This window comes from Erythrobacter sp. K21-9, assembly GCF_055808355.1.
Genome location: NZ_CM147866.1, coordinates 2008739 through 2023817, shown reverse-complemented (window position 1 = coordinate 2023817; position 15079 = coordinate 2008739). Strand labels below are relative to the sequence as shown.

Genomic DNA, 15079 nt, shown 5'->3' with positions numbered 1-15079 from the left:
CGAAGAGGGGAAGACATGCAAATCACATCGCACAATCCGACGCCGTGGCTGCAAGGCTTCGGCCTTAATCATGCAGTCGAGGTCAGCGGATCAACCCGCACGGTTTATTTTTCAGGGCAGACCTCGACCGCGCCCGATGGATCGGCCATGCATCCGGGCGATCTGGTCGCGCAGTACAAGGCTGCGTGGCAGTGTCTGGTAGAGGCATTGGAGGCGGCGGGCATGACGCCCCAAAACCTCGTGCGGCTTAATTTCTACACGACAGACGTCGATGCTTTCATGGCAGCAGCCGAGCAGATCATGCCGATCCACGCAGAGGCGGGTGCGCAGATCGCCGCAACGCTTCTGGGCGTGACACGCCTTTATGATCCGGACATCATGATAGAGATCGAGGCAACCGCAGCCGGCTGAAGGTCACGCGGCCTTCAGTTTGTCGACGAAAGTAGCCGTTGTGTCCTCAAGGCTCCGGACATTGGCGATCAGGGCATCAGCTGCGCGATCAAGCTCGCTGGAGAGTTTCCTGGTCGTTTCTGCGCTGCTGGCGAGCGAGCGGCTGCGCTCGGCCATTGACCCGACTTCGTCGGCGGCGGTCCGGGCGTAATTGGAGATTGTATCGGCGGACTTGCGCTGATCGTCGACGTCCCAACGGATCGCCGCTGCTGCCTTATCGAGCTCGGAGATTACATCTTCAATTTTCGAAAAACTGCCTTCGGCCTCGATAGTGCCGTCGCGCACTCCCGACAGGATGTTTTCGATCTCTGACGCGCAATCGCTCGCCTGGTCGGCAAGGACCTTCACTTCTTGCGCAACAATCTGGAAACCCCGGCCCGATGGCCCTGCCGAGGCAGCCTCGATCGCGGCATTGAGGGACAGGAGGTTGGTCCGTTCGGCGATCTTTACGATGGACTGGGTCGCGTCTTCGATCGTGTCGGAATGGCTAGAAAGCGATTCGACCGCCTTTCCGCCCGATGACGAGCGCGCGGTCGCTTGTGACGTGAGTTGCTTTTGCTGCTCGACATTCGCCGCGATGTTCGAGATCGAGCTGGAGAGCTCCATCACGCCGTGTGCGACGGTTTGCGATGCGTGCGATGCACTCTCGGCAGCGTCTGCCACCTCGCTGGCGCGGTCACCGGTTTCATGAGAGATTCGGTCCATTTCCTTCGTGGCCTGCTCGAGGACATTGGCCGTGCTGGCCACGGAAGCGATCACGCCCGCAACCGAGTTTTCAAACTCCTTGGAAAAGCGCGCAAAGTCCTTCCTGCGCTGTTCGGCCTCCTCTGCTTCGACTTTCTCCTTTGCCTGGCGTTCCAGCTCGACACGGTGAAGGGCCGCTTGCAGCTCACCTGCTTGCTCTTCCAGCAAATCCGCCTGCCGTTCGCTTTTCCGGCGAGCGTCTTCGATGTTGCCGAAAATTCGATTTAATCCGACGGTGAGCGCACAGAGCAGAGCGGTTATTGCAACGATGATTGCGGTGTGGAGGCCAACGACCAAACCGGATCCGTCGACTCCGTGGTTCATCCCGGACAGGCCGGCAGACAGGATTGCGTCGTGCGCAATGATGATCGAGCTCGCGATGACCATCGGCAGGTAATCACACAGCAGCATCAGGGTGACGAGTGCAATCAGAAAGAGCAGGTGCGTTTCGGCGTGCCATTGCATGCCGATCGCCGACATGCACAGCAGCACGGCTTGAAAAGCTGCTGCCATCCCTGCGATGACGCGAAACAACCGATCGGTTCGCTTGAAAACCAGGTTGATCGTCAGTGGTACGTTCACCAACGCGCTAAGCACAATGAGGAGCGCACTGCCGCCGACGGTCATGATCACTACAGTCAACAGGCCTGTTGCTGCCCATCCGCCGAGGGCGATCAGCCACATAGCGAAGCGGCGAAGGTCGCTGATACTGTTCATCATGGCGCGCGGACAACTCTGCGCGCGCGCAGGCTTGATTGACTTGGTCCTACGGTATCCACTGCGGGACGAGACGAGAAAATCAGCCAAAACATGAGCATACATGTCGCTCATTTTGGTTATCAGTCGCCGCCCCTCGGGCTGCGTACAAATACGAGTGCCGCGGCGTTCTGCCGCGTGTCGTTAGCGGAAGGGCGGCTCATTAAAGGCGCGAAGCTTGCGGCTGTGCAGCCTGTCGCCTTCGTCACGCAGGCGTTTACAGGCTTCGAGGCCGATCTGCAGGTGGGCAGCGATCGCCTCCTCGTAGAACTTGTTTGCTTGCCCCGGTAGCTTGATCTCGCCGTGCAAGGGCTTGTCCGAAACGCACAGAAGCGTGCCGTAGGGAACGCGGAATCGGTACCCTTGCGCGGCGATTGTGGCGCTTTCCATCTCCACCGCGATGGCCCGGCTGTGCGAGAATCTCTTGGCCGAGCTCGAGTAATGCAGCTCCCAGTTTCGGTCATCGGTCGTGACGACGGTACCGGTGCGCATCCGCTGCTTGATATTCGCGCCTTGTGCGCCCGAAACTTCCTCCGCTGCGCTGGCGAGCGCCAGCTGCACTTCGGCGATCGGCGGGATCGGAATTTCCGGCGGGAGCACGGCATCGAGAACGTGGTCGTCGCGCAAATAGGCGTGGGCGAGCACGAAATCGCCGATCTTCTGGCTGGAACGGACGCCGCCGCAATGTCCGATCATCATCCATGCATGCGGTCGCAGCACTGCGAGGTGATCGCAGATTGTCTTCGCGTTGGAAGGGCCGACGCCGATATTGACCAGCGTGATGCCTTTCCCGTCCTCCCGGATGAGGTGGTAGGCTGGCATCTGGTGCCTGCGCCACGCTGTATCGTTGAGCTGCTCCTGCGCGTTGTCGGTGCAATCCTCGATGTTGAGCCCGCCCGCGCCGGTCAGGCCGGTATAACCGCTGCCATCGTCCTCCGAACAGAGCTGCTGCGCACCCCAGTTCACGAATTCATCAACATAGCGGTGATAGTTGGTGAACAGGATGAAGTCCTGGAAATCCTCCACCCGCGTGCCGGTGTAATGGGCCAGACGGGCGAGCGAGTAATCGGTGCGCAAACCGTCGAACAACGACAGCGGCATGGCTTCGTGCTCGTCGAATTCGATGCCATCGGCGAGCTCATCCCCGATGAGCGACAGGTCTGTCGAGGGGAAGTGCTGCGCGATGTCCTGCGGCGCTATGCCCGACATGGCCGCGCCTGCTTCTCCGTCGAGCACATAGGGAAACGGGATTTCCTGCCGCGAACGGCCCACTTCGACCTCGATGTCGTATTCGTTCGCGATAAGCTCAAGCTGTTCTGCCAGGTAATCGCCGAAAAGGTCGGGCCGCGTCACCGTGGTTGTGTAAGTGCCGGGCATTTCCAGCCTGCCGAATGCGCGGCTGCGATCCAGCGGGTCGCCATTGCCCGAATAATGCAGGGTCAGCTGCGGATAGGCATAGCTTCCGTCTTCGCGCTTACGCTGAGGCGGCACGGTGCCATCGCGCCCGAATGCGATCACGTCTTCGCGAAGGGTCTTCACGGCGTCGCTGTAATGCTGCTGCAATTCTTCGAGGATGGTGGCGATTGGTTTCATGTATTCTGCCTAGCGGTTCATTTCGTATGTTTCAAAGACACCTGCAGCTTGCAATGCAGGTCCCTGTTACAAAAAGGGCGCGGCAGTCTTTCGACGCCGCGCCCTTCGTGTTTGGTAACGAGGTCGCTTACGCGTCGTCGTCGGTCTTGTGATCGGTGGCTTCGACGAGAGCTTCGGTCTCGGTGGTGCCTTCCGGTGTCGCAACGCCTTCTTCGAGCATTTCGACCGGAATTTCACCCGGCTCGAGATTGGGGTCGGTGCGGTTTGCCTCGGCCTGTTCCTCGATTTCCTTCTGCTCTTCCTCGAACAGCTGGGCGAGAACATCGACGCCTTGCGTCTGCAGCTCGGCCTCGTCGTCCGAGCGGGCGACGTTGGCTTTGACAGTCACGTGGACCTCAGGGTGCAGGGCAACGGTCACATCGTGCATGCCGATCGTCTTGATCGGCGCGCCCATGATGACCTGCTTCTTGTCGATGTCGTGGCCTTGCGCAGTCAGACCAGCGACCATGTCGCGGACATTGACTGAACCATAAAGCTGGCCGGCATTGGACGCGGCACGGATGAGGATAACCTCTGCGCCTTCGACCTTTTCGCCGATCTTCTCGGCTTCTGTGCGGCGCTCTGCGTTCTCTTTTTCGAGACGCTCACGATTGGCTTCGAACACCTTCTTGTTGGCTTCGTTGGCGCGCAGGGCTTTCTTCTGCGGAAGAAGGAAGTTGCGGGCGTAGCCATCTTTCACGGTAACGACGTCACCGATGGTGCCGAGCTTCTCGATACGCTGGAGAAGAATGATATCCATGATGTATTCTCCTCTTACTTGACGATGTACGGAAGCAGGCCGATGTGGCGCGCGCGCTTGATTGCCTTGGCGAGTTCACGCTGCTTCTTGGCAGAAACGGCGGTGATGCGCGAAGGCACGATCTTGCCACGCTCGGACATGAAGCCCTGAAGCAGGCGCACGTCCTTGTAATCGATCTTGGGGGCGTCGTTACCCGAAAACGGGCAGGACTTGCGGCGGCGGAAAAATGGGCGTGCCATCAGTCACGGTCCTCCCGGTCGGAACGGCGCTTACGATCGCGCTCGTTCTTGCGCATCATCACGCTGGGGCCATCTTCGTGCTCTTCGACACGGATGGTCATGTAGCGAATGACGTCTTCGTTGATACGGGTCTGGCGCTCGAGTTCCTCGACAACGGTGCCAGGGGCATCGATGTTGAGCATCACGAAGTGTGCCTTGCGGTTGCGGTCGATTTTGTAGGCGAGGGTCTTGAGGCCCCATGTTTCGGTCTTGGTGACCTTGCCTTCGTTCGCTTCGACGATTTCGGTCGCCGTGGCCGCCAACGCGTCTACCTGGGCCTGCGAGAGGTCCTGACGCGCGAGAAAGATATGCTCGTAATGAGCCATCTCGCGTTCCTTTCAATTGCTGCCGATCGCTGGCTTGTCCGCCCGGATGACGGGGCCCCTCCGGCTTTCTTCTTTTCACCGTTCTGAAACAGCGAAGGCGCGCATTTAGCGGGTTTGCGGTTTAATGCAAGGCTTGTCGTCTTGGAACGAGCAGGGCAGGCGGCAGTTAGGATAGGAAACGTCACTAGGGGAATTGCCTTGCCATCAGGACTAGTCGCACTGCTTGATGATGTCGCGGTCATCGCCCGCGCCGCAGCAGCATCGGTACGATGATATTGCTGTTGCTGCAGGCAAGGCCGGGTCCAAAACGGCCGGAGTCGTTATCGACGATGCGGCGGTTACGCCCAGCTATGTCACCGGCTTATCTCCGGCGCGCGAACTGCCGATCATATGGGCGATTACGAAGGGCAGCCTGTTCAACAAGCTGGTGCTGCTGCTGCCGGGTGCGATACTACTGTCCGAATTCTTACCGGGACTGATAATCTTCATACTCATGCTGGGCGGCGCGTTCCTGTGTTACGAGGGCGCCGAAAAAGTCCTCGAAAAACTTGGCGCCGAAAAGCACGGCAAGACGGTCGACGATAAGATCGCGGATCCAGTCGCATTCGAAAAGCAGCGGATTTCCGGGGCGATCCGGACCGATCTTATCCTGTCGGCAGAGATCATGGCGATCGTTCTCAATGAACTCGACTTGCCAACATGGTGGGAGCGCGGGCTCGCGCTTGCTCTTGTGGGCATCGTCGTGACGGTGGTGGTTTACGGGACGGTGGCGATCATCGTGAAGCTTGATGATATCGGGCTCGCTTTGGCAAAATCCGACAACGTCGCACAGCGCAACTTTGGCGAAGGTCTGGTCGCCTTCGTGCCCAAGTTGTTGATCGCGCTTTCGTTCGTCGGGACGGTGGCAATGCTCTGGGTGGGCGGCGGAATTATCATCCATGGAACGCATGAGATCGGTTTCGACCTGCTTTACGATTTCGCTCATGGTGCGGAATACGCCGTGAAGGGTGCAACCGGAGCCCTTTCAGGAATTCTCGGATGGGTAACCTACGCCGCGATCTCGGCGATCATCGGTCTGATTCTCGGCATCGTGATCGCCTTTGTCCTGCACAAGGTGCTGAAAGTAGGACACGGCGCAGAGACTGCGGAGGCTGCCCACTGATGGCGGATCGCCCGGTCCTTTACACCTGCGCCCGTTCGCGAGGGCTTCGGGCGACATGGGCAGCAGAAGAAGCGGGCGTCGATGTCGATCTGAAAGTATTGCCATTCCCGCCGCGCTATCTCGCGCCGGACTATAAGCAAATCAATCCGCTGGGCACGGTCCCGCTTCTGGTCGACGGAGAGTCGCGCCTGACGGAGAGCTGCGCCATCGCGCACTACCTTGCCACCCGCAAAGGCTATACCGACCTTGCTATCGCTCCGGGCGAGCCAGATTACGCCGAGTATTGCGACTTCACGTATCACGCCGATGCGACCATCACCTTTCCGCAGACCGTCTACATGCGCTTTGCAATCTTCGAGAAAGAGAAGGGTTGGGCCGAGGCGGGCGAGGCCTATGCTACGTGGTTCGAGAAGCGCCTCGTCAAGGTCGAGCAGCGGCTTGAGGGACGCGATTATCTGTGTGCGGACCGCTTCACCGTAGCCGATATCTGCATCGCCTATGCTCTCATCCTCGCGAAAAACGTGGGGCTCGATGAACGCGTGCCGCCTTCCTTGCAGGCTTACCGCGAGCGGATGACTGCACGGGATGCTTTCCAGCGCGCTTTCGCGCGGGAGGAAGAAGGGCAAAAAGCTCTCGAAGCCTAGGCGGCTTGATCCGGCGAGACAGGACGTTCGGATAACTCGCGCCGCAGCAATTTACCAAGCGGATCGCGCGGGATCCGATCGACAAATTCGATATACCGCGGACGCTTGTATCCGGCGATCTGTTCCTTGAAACGCGCTGTGATCTCCTCACGCGACAGGCTCTCGCCCGGCTTCAATACGACGAACGCCTTGACCGCCTCGCCCCACTTTCCGTCGGGAACGCCTGCACAGCCAACGTCCGCGACTTCGGGCATGTTCGCGAACACCGCATCGACCTCGTACCGGGTAAACGTTTTCGCCGCCGGTCTTGATCAATTCCTTGGCCCTGCCGAGCAAATATCCGAGCCCGTTTTCATCCATCGTGCCGAGGTCGCCGGTGCGCAGCCAGCCGTGGCCCAATGCGGCCTCGGTCGCTTCCTCGTTACGCCAGTAGCCCAGCATCACCGAGGGACCGCGCAGGCAGATCTCGCCTTCCTCACCCGGCGCAAGCTCTTTGCCGTCAGGGTCGAGGATTGTCATTTCAACATGCGGCATCGGCCAGCCGATCGAGCGCGGATTCTCGCACATGTCGTCGTAATCGATGAAGGTCGCAAACCCGCAGACCTCGGTCTGTCCGTATCCGCCCACGACGCGGCAGTCCCATGCCTTTTCGAATGTCTCGTAAATCTGCGGGCGCCCCATGCCTGCGCCACCAGTGTAGTTGGTGAGCGGCATTGTTCCGCCGCGCACAGCGTCCATCTCGAACCACTGGAAAGATATCTGCGGAAAAGCACTGGTCGTGGTGCAACCTTCGCGGTGGATCAGGTCGAGCACGGCGGCGCTCTCATCATCGCGTCCGGCAAAGACGCTCGTCCCTCCGCAGGCCAGCATCGCCGCGACCTGCTGCATGCCGACGACATGGAACATCGGGTTGATCGAGAGCAGTCGCTCGGAATGCGTGAAACCGCGCCGCACGCAAAACCCCATCGCCGAGGATGCGACCGCGCTGCCGGCTTGCAGACACCCCTTCGGCTTGCCCGTCGTGCCGCTCGTATACATCATGTAGAGCGGGCGATCCGGGGCGAGCTGTGGCATCGTTTGCGCAGGCTGATCCGTGCTCACAATCGCTTCAAATTGGCCGTTCCGATCGTGACGTTCATCGACGTCGACCAATTCGCCGGCATCTGCCTCTGCCAGCAAGTTGGCAAAGCGCGGATTGACGAAAGTCAGCGCGGGCTCCGCATTGCCTGCAATCCAGGTGATCTCGCCGGGAGCCAGCCGCCAATTGAGCAGAACGGCAATCGCCCCGATCCGTCCGCAGGCGAGCAGCACAGTGAGGTAGGGCGCGCCATCGGTCAGCAGGATTGCAACACGGTCGCCGGGTCGAATACCCTTTTCCAGCAACCAGCGGGCGAGCCGCTCCACCCGCGCTTCTAGCTGGGCATAGGTCAGCCGCTGATCACCATCGACTGTGGCCTCGCGCTGCGAAAGCCGGGTCGCACAGGCCCTGAGCAGGGTGTCCATCGAAAAATCGCGAGGAGCTATCATGTCGGCAAGGATTAGCGATCTTCCCGGGCACGCTCCATCAGCGATTTTGGGAAGTCACGCGCGCCGCGCTCAGGGAGGTTCCGGTGCGTCCAGCTCAAGCCCGCACTTTCCGCATTCCCTACGTGGCCAGGGGATCACCACGATTCCGCGGAAGAAGATGTTGTAGCCGCAGCGCGGGCAGTTGAAGCGCAACATCGGCATGTTCAGCCATATCAGGCCAATGATCGCCGCCGCAAAGGCGATGGTCGAATGGCCGTAAACGAGGTCTACGGCAAGCACGAACAGGATCGCGAGCATCGTCGCCACGGCCATTCGCCATGCATGGCGTTTCGCGCGATCGAACAGGCTCATGACACGGCATCGAAGACGGTGCGGGCAAACTCGCTGAGCGTGTCGTCGCGCGCGCCCATTATCACGATGCGGTCACCCTCCTGCGAAAGCTCGGCAATGCGTTTGCCGCATTCTTCGCGGGAGGGGATGTGCTCTGCCGTGCCGCCTGCCTGCCGGATCAATTCGATTATCCGCTCGCTGCCTTCGCTGCGATCGACCGTGCCGCCGAAATAGACCGGATCGCACATGATGGTGATGTCGCTCGGATCAAGCTCGGCCGCGAATGTTTCCGCCAACTCATCGCCCATTTGTCGCAGTGGGCCGTATCCGTGCGGCTGGAAGAAGGCGATGACGCGGCCCGGGGTGGATTTGAGCGTGCGTAGGGTCGCCGCGCATTTTTCCGGATTGTGCCCGAAATCGTCGATCACGGTCGTGCCGGTATCCGTGGTCCCGACCACATCGAAACGGCGGGCAAGCCCCTTGAACGAACCGAGCGCATAGGCCGCCTTGGCGACGCTCACCCCCGCAGCATTGACCGCGGCAATCGCGGCGAGCGCATTGGACAGGTTGTGAGTGCCCGGCATCGGCAGGCTGAGCGGAGCAGTTTCCCGGTTGATATTGTCGATAATCGCCGCGCTCACGCCGAATGGCGAGTGCTCGATCGAACCCGCCTCGACCGTGATGTCGGCATCCTTTGCCTCGATCCCGAAGCTGATACTTTGCAGCGCCCGGTCCGCCAGTTCCCGCGCGCGCTCATTGTCGAAATTGATGACCGCGCAGCCCGAACGCATGAGGTAATCTCCGAACAGGACGCGCAGTTCCTCGATGCTCTTGTGGTCGAGGCTCACATTCAGCAGCACTCCTATGGTAGGGCGGTAAAGCGCAATCGAGCCGTCGCTCTCATCGACTTCGCTGACGAAAATTGACGGATTGCCGACCCGCGCGCTCGCAAACGGGTTATCGGCGCTGACGAAGTTCTTCATCACCGCGCCGTTCATGACCGTGGGATCGTAATCGCCCTGATGGAGGATCCATGCGATCATCCCGGTCACGGTGGATTTGCCAGAAGTCCCGCCGACCGCGAAGGAATAGCCCGCTTCGTTGAACAGCGCGGACAGCAATTCGGCGCGGCTCATCCGGTCGTTGCCAAGTTCGCGCGCCTTGGCGATTTCAGGGACAGTATTCTCGATGGCGGCAGAGGCGATCAAGATTTGCCGGTCGGAGGTGATCCCGCTGCCATCTTGTGGAAACAGGTCGAACCCATTTTCGGACAGCCATTCGAACTTCTCAGGCGTGCGCCCCTGATCCCTGCTGCGGTCGGAGCCTGCAACATCGTGTCCTGATCCGTGAGCGATCTGCGCGAGCGGGAGCATGCCCGAACCGCCTATCCCGCAAAAGAAAAATGGCCGACCTTCTAGGTCCGGCCCGTTTACCCCATCGTCCATTCGAATCAGGTTATTGGCTTGCGCGAACGCTGACAAGCGACATAGGGGTATCGCATGACGAATATCGCCGTTTGTGCGCCCGCTACGCCGATTACGCGCGATCACGCCCGCGCGCTGGAAGAATTGGTCGCGGCTGAATTCGCAGGGACGCGGGTCACGTTCCACGAACAGTGCTTTGCCCGTGACGGACATTTTGCCGGTGATGACCTGACCCGGCTGACCGCGCTGCTCGATTGCTCCAACGATCCGGCCTTCGATGCGGTTTGGTTTGCGAAGGGCGGATACGGGTCGAACCGCATTGCCGAAGCTGCAGTTGCACGCATGAACGAAGCGGCTCGGTCGAAAACCTATGTCGGTTTTTCCGATTGCGGATACCTGCTGGCGGCACTTTACCGGCACGGCATCGGCCAATGCGCGCACGGCTCCATGCCGGTGAGCGCGCGGTCGGAGAACGGGCGCAAGGCGGTGCGCCGGGTGCTCCAATGGCTGAATGGGGACAATAGCGGGCTGGAGCCTTCGCTTGATGGCAAAACCCCTGCGGTTGCGTTCAACCTGATTACCCTCGCGATGATCTCCAACACGCCCTTGATGCCTGACCTCAGCGGCCATGTCGTTATGGTGGAGGAGGTGAGCGAGCACCTTTATTCGATCGACCGCCTGTTCTTCCATCTCGCCGGCAGCCTTCCCCGGATTGCCGGCCTGAGGCTGGGAGCGATTACCGATATTCCTGAAAACTACGTGGATTTCGGGCAGAACGAGGAAGAGATCGCCCGTTTCTGGTGCGGGAGAATTGGCGTCCCCTATCTGGGCCGCGCCGAGATCGGGCACACTTCTGCCAACAGGGTCGTCCCGTTCGGGCTTGCGAGTCCGCCCGAGGCTACGTAACCGCGAGTTGCAAATTTAATGGCGGGACGCAGAGCTCTCGGCAGAAGAACACGATAAAAAGGGCAGACGATGCGCGCATTCGTATTTCCGGGTCAGGGCAGCCAAAAGGTCGGCATGGGCGCCGACCTCGCCGATGCAAGTGCGGCGGCGCGTGAGGTTTTTCAGGAAGTTGACGAGGCGCTGTCGCAAAAGCTCTCCACAATTATGCGCGAGGGACCGGAAGACCAGTTGACCCTCACCGAGAACGCGCAGCCCGCGATCATGGCGAACGCCATCGCGACGCTGCGGGTGCTTGAAAGCGATTTTGGCGTGAAGCTGGCCGATGCCGGATCTTGCGTGGCGGGGCACTCGCTCGGCGAATATACCGCGTTGTGCGCGGTCGGCGCGTTCGATCTTTCGACCACCGCACGACTGCTCAAACTGCGCGGCCAGGCCATGCAGGACGCTGTGCCTGTGGGCGAGGGCGCCATGGCGGCGCTGCTTGGGGCCGATGTTGAAAAGGCAAGCGCGCTCGCTGCCGCTGCTGCCGAGGGCGAAGTTTGCGAGATTGCCAATGACAACGATCCGACACAGGTCGTGATCTCCGGCCACAAGGGCGCGATCGAGCGCGCTGTTGGCATGGTCAAGGATCACGGGATCAAGCGCGGCATCCTGCTGCCGGTCTCTGCACCGTTTCACTGTTCGATTATGCAGCCCGCGGTCGACCGCATGGCCGAGGCGCTTGCCGAAACCCCTCCCGGAGCCTTGGCGTTGCCACTCTTCGCCAATGTTACCGCCGCGAAGGTCGGCGATCCGGATGAGGAGCGAAATCTCTTGGTCGAGCAGGTAACGGGCCGTGTGCGCTGGCGCGAAAGCGTGCTTGCCATGCGGGCGGATGGCGTGGAAAGTTTCGCCGAGCTCGGTGGCAAGGTGCTGGGCCCCATGATCGGACGCATCGACAAGGACGCATCGACAACCAGCCTGATCACGATGGAAGACCTCGAAACATTCGCAAAGGAAATCGGATAATGTTCTCTCTCAAGGGTATGAACGCGCTGGTAACCGGCGCGAGTGGCGGGATCGGTTCGGCGATTGCAATCGCGCTCGCCAAACAAGGCGCGCGCGTCGCGCTTTCAGGTTCCAATGGCGACAAGCTCCGCGCCTTTCGTGACCAGTTGATGGACGAAGTTGGCGGGGACCATGTCGAGATCACCTGCAACCTCTCAGACACCGTACAGGTCGAGGAGCTGATCCCGGCAACTCTCGATACGCTGGGCGGCATCGACATCCTCGTGAACAATGCCGGCATCACGCGCGACAATCTCGTCATGCGGATGAAGGACGAGGAGTGGGACGACGTGATCCGCATCAACCTGGAGGCGGCATTCCGGCTCATGCGCGCAAGCGCGCGCCCGATGATGAAAGCGCGCTTTGGCCGCATCGTGAACATCACGAGCGTGGTCGGGGCAACTGGCAACCCGGGCCAGATGAACTACACCGCGGCAAAAGCGGGCCTGACCGGCATGACCAAGAGCTTCGCGCAGGAAGTTGCCTCGCGCGGGATCACCGCCAATTGCGTTGCGCCCGGCTTCATCCGTACTGCGATGACCGCGCAACTCGACGAGAAACAGACAGATGCAATCAACGCCAAGATTCCGGCGGGCAAGATGGGCGAGGGCGACGATATCGGCGCTGCGTGCGCATATCTCGCCAGCCGCGAGGCGGGATATGTAACCGGACAGACGCTGCATGTGAATGGCGGAATGGCGATGCTGAGCTGATCCCCGGATCGCTCCTGTATCCCCTTATCCCCAAAGGAATCCGCCATAGGCGGTCTCACGGCTTGCCCGCATAGACCACCACGCTAAGGTTTTCGGGAATTTTCGGCATGGGCGGTGATTCCAACCCGCTTGCGCTCTCAGTCTAGGGTAAGGTCCAAGCGATGAAAGCTACCATCGAACGCGCGACGCTTCTGCGGTGTCTCTCTCACGTCCAATCGGTGGTAGAGCGCCGTAACACGATCCCGATCCTGTCGAACGTGCTGATCGACGCGAGCGATGGCGGCAGCGTCAAGGTGATGGCGACCGATCTCGACTTGCAAGTTGTTGAAACGATGAGCGCGGCCTCGGTCGAAAAGCCCGGCGCGATCACTGTCTCGGCGCATCTGCTGTTCGATATCGCCCGCAAGCTTCCCGAAGGCAGCCAGGTCAGTCTCGAAACGGCAGAGAACCGCATGGAGATCAAGGCGGGCCGCAGCCGGTTCAAGCTGCCTACTTTGCCACGTGACGATTTTCCGGTGATCGTCGAAGGCGACCTGCCGACCTCGTTCGAATTGCCTGCACGCACTCTGGCCGAGATGATCGACCGCACCCGGTTCGCCATTTCGACCGAGGAAACGCGCTATTACCTCAACGGCATCTTCCTGCATGTCACCGATGATGACGAGCCGGTGCTCAAGGCTGCGGCGACCGATGGCCACCGCCTCGCGCGCTTCACGCTCGCGCGCCCTGACGGGGCCGAAGGAATGCCCGACGTCATCGTCCCGCGCAAGGGCGTGGCGGAGCTGCGCAAGCTGCTCGACGAAGCGCTCGACGGCAATGTCCAGATCGACCTTTCCGCCAGCAAGATCCGCTTCACGCTCGGCGGCGAGGGCGGGGTGGTGCTCACCAGCAAGCTGATTGACGGGACGTTCCCCGATTACAGCCGCGTGATCCCGACCGGTAATGACAAGCTGCTCAAGGTTGATCCCAAGTTGTTCTTCCAAGGTGTGGACCGCGTCGCGACCATCGCGACAGAGAAGACCCGCGCGGTCAAGATGGGCCTCGATACCGATAAGGTAACCTTGTCCGTGACCTCGCCCGACAACGGCACCGCGACCGAGGAACTGATGGCGGATTACAAGTCGGAAGGCTTCGAAATCGGCTTCAACGCGAATTACCTGAAGGACATCCTCGACCAGATCGATGCCGACGAGGTCGAACTGCACCTCGCCGACCCCGGCGCGCCGACTCTCATCCGGCAGGACGAAAAGAGTCCCGCGCTCTACGTGCTGATGCCGATGCGGGTGTGAATCAAGGGCCTCTCGCCACCGTATCAATCCTGATATTCGTCCTGCTTGTTTGGCTGGGGATCGGAACTCTCATGGCTGAACTTGCTGGGTTTAATCGGTTTGCTCGCGAGTTTCCTGATCGCAAGGATGCTCGACCGAAACGCGTGATAGCCTTCTGCACCGCAGATTTTGGCAATTTCTACCGTTTGAGTGGCGTGACTGCTTTTGAGGTTTGCGATGAAGGCATTCGCATTCGGGTGTCTCGGGTTCTAGCACCATTCGCCCGTTCTGCCTTTCTCCCCTGGGATCGCTTCCGAACGGAGCCGGTGCGCGGGCCGCTTGGCCGCAAATGCGAGATACGGTGGGGGACCAGTTCTCGTGACACTTTGCACATCAGTGAGAAACTGGCCCGAAAGCTCGCTCTGGCGAGCGATGGCGCTTTCGGCGCGCCGGAGCAGGGACGTTGAGCGCTGGCGGCTCACCCCAAGTTCGTATCTTCGGAACGGTCATATCGACCTACACGCGCATTGTTCAGATCGCGTGTGAAGAAGCGGGAATAAGCCACGAAACGATCGCCACTCCTGCACGCTCGCCCCAGAACCGCCATCCGTTCGGGAAGGTCCCTGTTGTCGAGATCGACGGACTGACGCTGATCGAGAGCGTGGCGATCGCGAACTATATCGACAACGCGCACAACGACGGCGGGCTGCAACCTGCCGAACCCGCCGCGCGGGCCATCAGCGACAAATGGATCGCGCTCGCCAACAACTACCTGTTTCCCCTGTTCGAAAACGGCCTTGTCATGCCGTGGATCATGCACCGGGTCGCAGGATTTCCGCTCGAACGCGAGAAAATCGAACGCGCCCTGCCTCAGATCAGTCTCGCACTTGGATATGTCGAGGCGCAGCTGGCGACGGACGGTGCGTGGACCGCCCAAGGCTTCACCATGGCCGATGTGTTTTTCTATCCGGTGATCCGCGGCTTGCAGCTGACACCGCAGGGCGAAATGGGTCTTGCCCAGTGCGATCATCTGTCTGCATGGCTGGCCAGGCTCGAAAAGCGCGATTCGATCATCGCAACACGGTGGGAAAGCGAGCCGTGATCGGTTAGGG

General features: G+C 60.4%; 17 protein-coding genes and 1 pseudogene. 9 read left to right on the top strand and 9 right to left on the bottom strand.

Going from position 1 to position 15079, the window contains the following annotated elements; translation table 11 throughout:
• Positions 1–15: 15 nt before the first annotated feature.
• Positions 16–411: a RidA family protein gene (locus tag AC0L39_RS10240; protein ID WP_473257631.1), complete on the top strand. Its 396-nt coding sequence runs from the start codon at positions 16–18 to the stop codon at positions 409–411.
• Between the two features lie 3 nt (positions 412–414).
• Here AC0L39_RS10240 and AC0L39_RS10235 read toward each other — a convergent pair whose 3' ends face one another.
• The 5 genes from AC0L39_RS10235 to rpsF all read right to left on the bottom strand — a co-directional run bounded on the left by AC0L39_RS10235 (position 415) and on the right by rpsF (position 4946).
• Positions 415–1914 (bottom strand): methyl-accepting chemotaxis protein, encoded by a 1500-nt coding sequence (locus AC0L39_RS10235; protein WP_473257630.1) that lies wholly within the window; start codon positions 1912–1914, stop codon positions 415–417.
• A 180-nt stretch (positions 1915–2094) separates the two neighbouring features.
• A complete protein-coding gene (locus AC0L39_RS10230; protein WP_473257628.1) occupies positions 2095–3543 on the bottom strand; it encodes an AMP nucleosidase in 1449 nt (482 codons plus the stop codon).
• A gap of 127 nt (positions 3544–3670) precedes the next feature.
• Positions 3671–4342: a 50S ribosomal protein L9 gene (gene rplI / locus AC0L39_RS10225; RefSeq protein ID WP_473257626.1), complete on the bottom strand. Its 672-nt coding sequence runs from the start codon at positions 4340–4342 to the stop codon at positions 3671–3673.
• Between the two features lie 14 nt (positions 4343–4356).
• On the bottom strand, positions 4357–4581 hold the full coding sequence (gene rpsR, locus AC0L39_RS10220) for a 30S ribosomal protein S18 (RefSeq protein ID WP_034904833.1): 225 nt from the start codon (positions 4579–4581) through the stop codon (positions 4357–4359).
• Entirely contained in the window at positions 4581–4946 is a 366-nt protein-coding gene (gene rpsF, locus AC0L39_RS10215; RefSeq protein ID WP_218317395.1) for a 30S ribosomal protein S6, read from the bottom strand. The genes rpsR and rpsF overlap by 1 nt, the downstream gene beginning before the upstream one ends.
• A gap of 198 nt (positions 4947–5144) precedes the next feature.
• Here rpsF and AC0L39_RS10210 point away from each other — a divergent pair.
• Positions 5145–6108 (top strand): annotated as a pseudogene (locus tag AC0L39_RS10210) (DUF808 domain-containing protein).
• Entirely contained in the window at positions 6108–6752 is a 645-nt protein-coding gene (locus AC0L39_RS10205) for a glutathione S-transferase family protein (RefSeq protein ID WP_473257624.1), read from the top strand. The pseudogene AC0L39_RS10210 and the gene AC0L39_RS10205 overlap by 1 nt, the downstream one beginning before the upstream one ends.
• Here the strand turns inward: AC0L39_RS10205 and AC0L39_RS10200 are convergent.
• The 4 genes from AC0L39_RS10200 to AC0L39_RS10185 all read right to left on the bottom strand — a co-directional run bounded on the left by AC0L39_RS10200 (position 6749) and on the right by AC0L39_RS10185 (position 10054).
• Positions 6749–7006 (bottom strand): AMP-binding enzyme, encoded by a 258-nt coding sequence (locus AC0L39_RS10200; RefSeq protein ID WP_473257622.1) that lies wholly within the window; start codon positions 7004–7006, stop codon positions 6749–6751. The two genes, AC0L39_RS10205 and AC0L39_RS10200, sit on opposite strands and share 4 nt — an antisense overlap.
• Positions 6900–8255 (bottom strand): class I adenylate-forming enzyme family protein, encoded by a 1356-nt coding sequence (locus AC0L39_RS10195; protein WP_473257620.1) that lies wholly within the window; start codon positions 8253–8255, stop codon positions 6900–6902. The genes AC0L39_RS10200 and AC0L39_RS10195 overlap by 107 nt, the downstream gene beginning before the upstream one ends.
• A gap of 93 nt (positions 8256–8348) precedes the next feature.
• Positions 8349–8630 carry a hypothetical protein gene (locus AC0L39_RS10190; RefSeq protein WP_473257618.1) on the bottom strand — a complete coding sequence of 94 codons (282 nt, stop codon included), beginning with the start codon at positions 8628–8630 and terminating at the stop codon, positions 8349–8351.
• Complete coding sequence (locus AC0L39_RS10185) at positions 8627–10054, bottom strand: Mur ligase family protein (RefSeq protein WP_473257616.1); 1428 nt, start codon at positions 10052–10054, stop codon at positions 8627–8629. Before AC0L39_RS10185 ends, AC0L39_RS10190 begins: the two co-directional genes overlap by 4 nt.
• A gap of 54 nt (positions 10055–10108) precedes the next feature.
• Between AC0L39_RS10185 and AC0L39_RS10180 the strand changes: the two genes are divergently transcribed.
• The 6 genes from AC0L39_RS10180 to AC0L39_RS10155 all read left to right on the top strand — a co-directional run bounded on the left by AC0L39_RS10180 (position 10109) and on the right by AC0L39_RS10155 (position 15069).
• Positions 10109–10939: an LD-carboxypeptidase gene (locus AC0L39_RS10180; RefSeq protein WP_473257614.1), complete on the top strand. Its 831-nt coding sequence runs from the start codon at positions 10109–10111 to the stop codon at positions 10937–10939.
• 69 nt (positions 10940–11008) lie between these two features.
• Entirely contained in the window at positions 11009–11947 is a 939-nt protein-coding gene (gene fabD / locus AC0L39_RS10175; protein ID WP_473257612.1) for an ACP S-malonyltransferase, read from the top strand.
• Positions 11947–12699, top strand: coding sequence for a 3-oxoacyl-[acyl-carrier-protein] reductase (fabG, locus tag AC0L39_RS10170; RefSeq protein ID WP_473257610.1), 753 nt, complete (start codon positions 11947–11949; stop codon positions 12697–12699). Before fabD ends, fabG begins: the two co-directional genes overlap by 1 nt.
• A 161-nt stretch (positions 12700–12860) precedes the next feature.
• Complete coding sequence (dnaN, locus tag AC0L39_RS10165; RefSeq protein ID WP_473257608.1) at positions 12861–13988, top strand: DNA polymerase III subunit beta; 1128 nt, start codon at positions 12861–12863, stop codon at positions 13986–13988.
• Between the two features lie 71 nt (positions 13989–14059).
• Positions 14060–14434 carry a hypothetical protein gene (locus tag AC0L39_RS10160; RefSeq protein WP_473257606.1) on the top strand — a complete coding sequence of 125 codons (375 nt, stop codon included), beginning with the start codon at positions 14060–14062 and terminating at the stop codon, positions 14432–14434.
• Entirely contained in the window at positions 14431–15069 is a 639-nt protein-coding gene (locus AC0L39_RS10155) for a glutathione S-transferase family protein (protein ID WP_473257605.1), read from the top strand. The genes AC0L39_RS10160 and AC0L39_RS10155 overlap by 4 nt, the downstream gene beginning before the upstream one ends.
• The last annotated feature ends 10 nt before the right edge of the window (positions 15070–15079 follow it).

What these genes read in the sequence shown, in the direction of transcription:
- AC0L39_RS10240 (WP_473257631.1), top strand. Translation starts at nt 16, where the DNA reads ATGCAAATCACATCGCACAATCCGACGCCGTGGCTGCAAGGCTTCGGC.
- AC0L39_RS10235 (WP_473257630.1), bottom strand. Translation starts at nt 1,914, where the DNA reads ATGATGAACAGTATCAGCGACCTTCGCCGCTTCGCTATGTGGCTGATC.
- AC0L39_RS10230 (WP_473257628.1), bottom strand. Translation starts at nt 3,543, where the DNA reads ATGAAACCAATCGCCACCATCCTCGAAGAATTGCAGCAGCATTACAGC.
- rplI (WP_473257626.1), bottom strand. Translation starts at nt 4,342, where the DNA reads ATGGATATCATTCTTCTCCAGCGTATCGAGAAGCTCGGCACCATCGGT.
- rpsR (WP_034904833.1), bottom strand. Translation starts at nt 4,581, where the DNA reads ATGGCACGCCCATTTTTCCGCCGCCGCAAGTCCTGCCCGTTTTCGGGT.
- rpsF (WP_218317395.1), bottom strand. Translation starts at nt 4,946, where the DNA reads ATGGCTCATTACGAGCATATCTTTCTCGCGCGTCAGGACCTCTCGCAG.
- AC0L39_RS10205 (WP_473257624.1), top strand. Translation starts at nt 6,108, where the DNA reads ATGGCGGATCGCCCGGTCCTTTACACCTGCGCCCGTTCGCGAGGGCTT.
- AC0L39_RS10200 (WP_473257622.1), bottom strand. Translation starts at nt 7,006, where the DNA reads ATGCCCGAAGTCGCGGACGTTGGCTGTGCAGGCGTTCCCGACGGAAAG.
- AC0L39_RS10195 (WP_473257620.1), bottom strand. Translation starts at nt 8,255, where the DNA reads ATGGACACCCTGCTCAGGGCCTGTGCGACCCGGCTTTCGCAGCGCGAG.
- AC0L39_RS10190 (WP_473257618.1), bottom strand. Translation starts at nt 8,630, where the DNA reads ATGAGCCTGTTCGATCGCGCGAAACGCCATGCATGGCGAATGGCCGTG.
- AC0L39_RS10185 (WP_473257616.1), bottom strand. Translation starts at nt 10,054, where the DNA reads ATGGACGATGGGGTAAACGGGCCGGACCTAGAAGGTCGGCCATTTTTC.
- AC0L39_RS10180 (WP_473257614.1), top strand. Translation starts at nt 10,109, where the DNA reads ATGACGAATATCGCCGTTTGTGCGCCCGCTACGCCGATTACGCGCGAT.
- fabD (WP_473257612.1), top strand. Translation starts at nt 11,009, where the DNA reads ATGCGCGCATTCGTATTTCCGGGTCAGGGCAGCCAAAAGGTCGGCATG.
- fabG (WP_473257610.1), top strand. Translation starts at nt 11,947, where the DNA reads ATGTTCTCTCTCAAGGGTATGAACGCGCTGGTAACCGGCGCGAGTGGC.
- dnaN (WP_473257608.1), top strand. Translation starts at nt 12,861, where the DNA reads ATGAAAGCTACCATCGAACGCGCGACGCTTCTGCGGTGTCTCTCTCAC.
- AC0L39_RS10160 (WP_473257606.1), top strand. Translation starts at nt 14,060, where the DNA reads ATGGCTGAACTTGCTGGGTTTAATCGGTTTGCTCGCGAGTTTCCTGAT.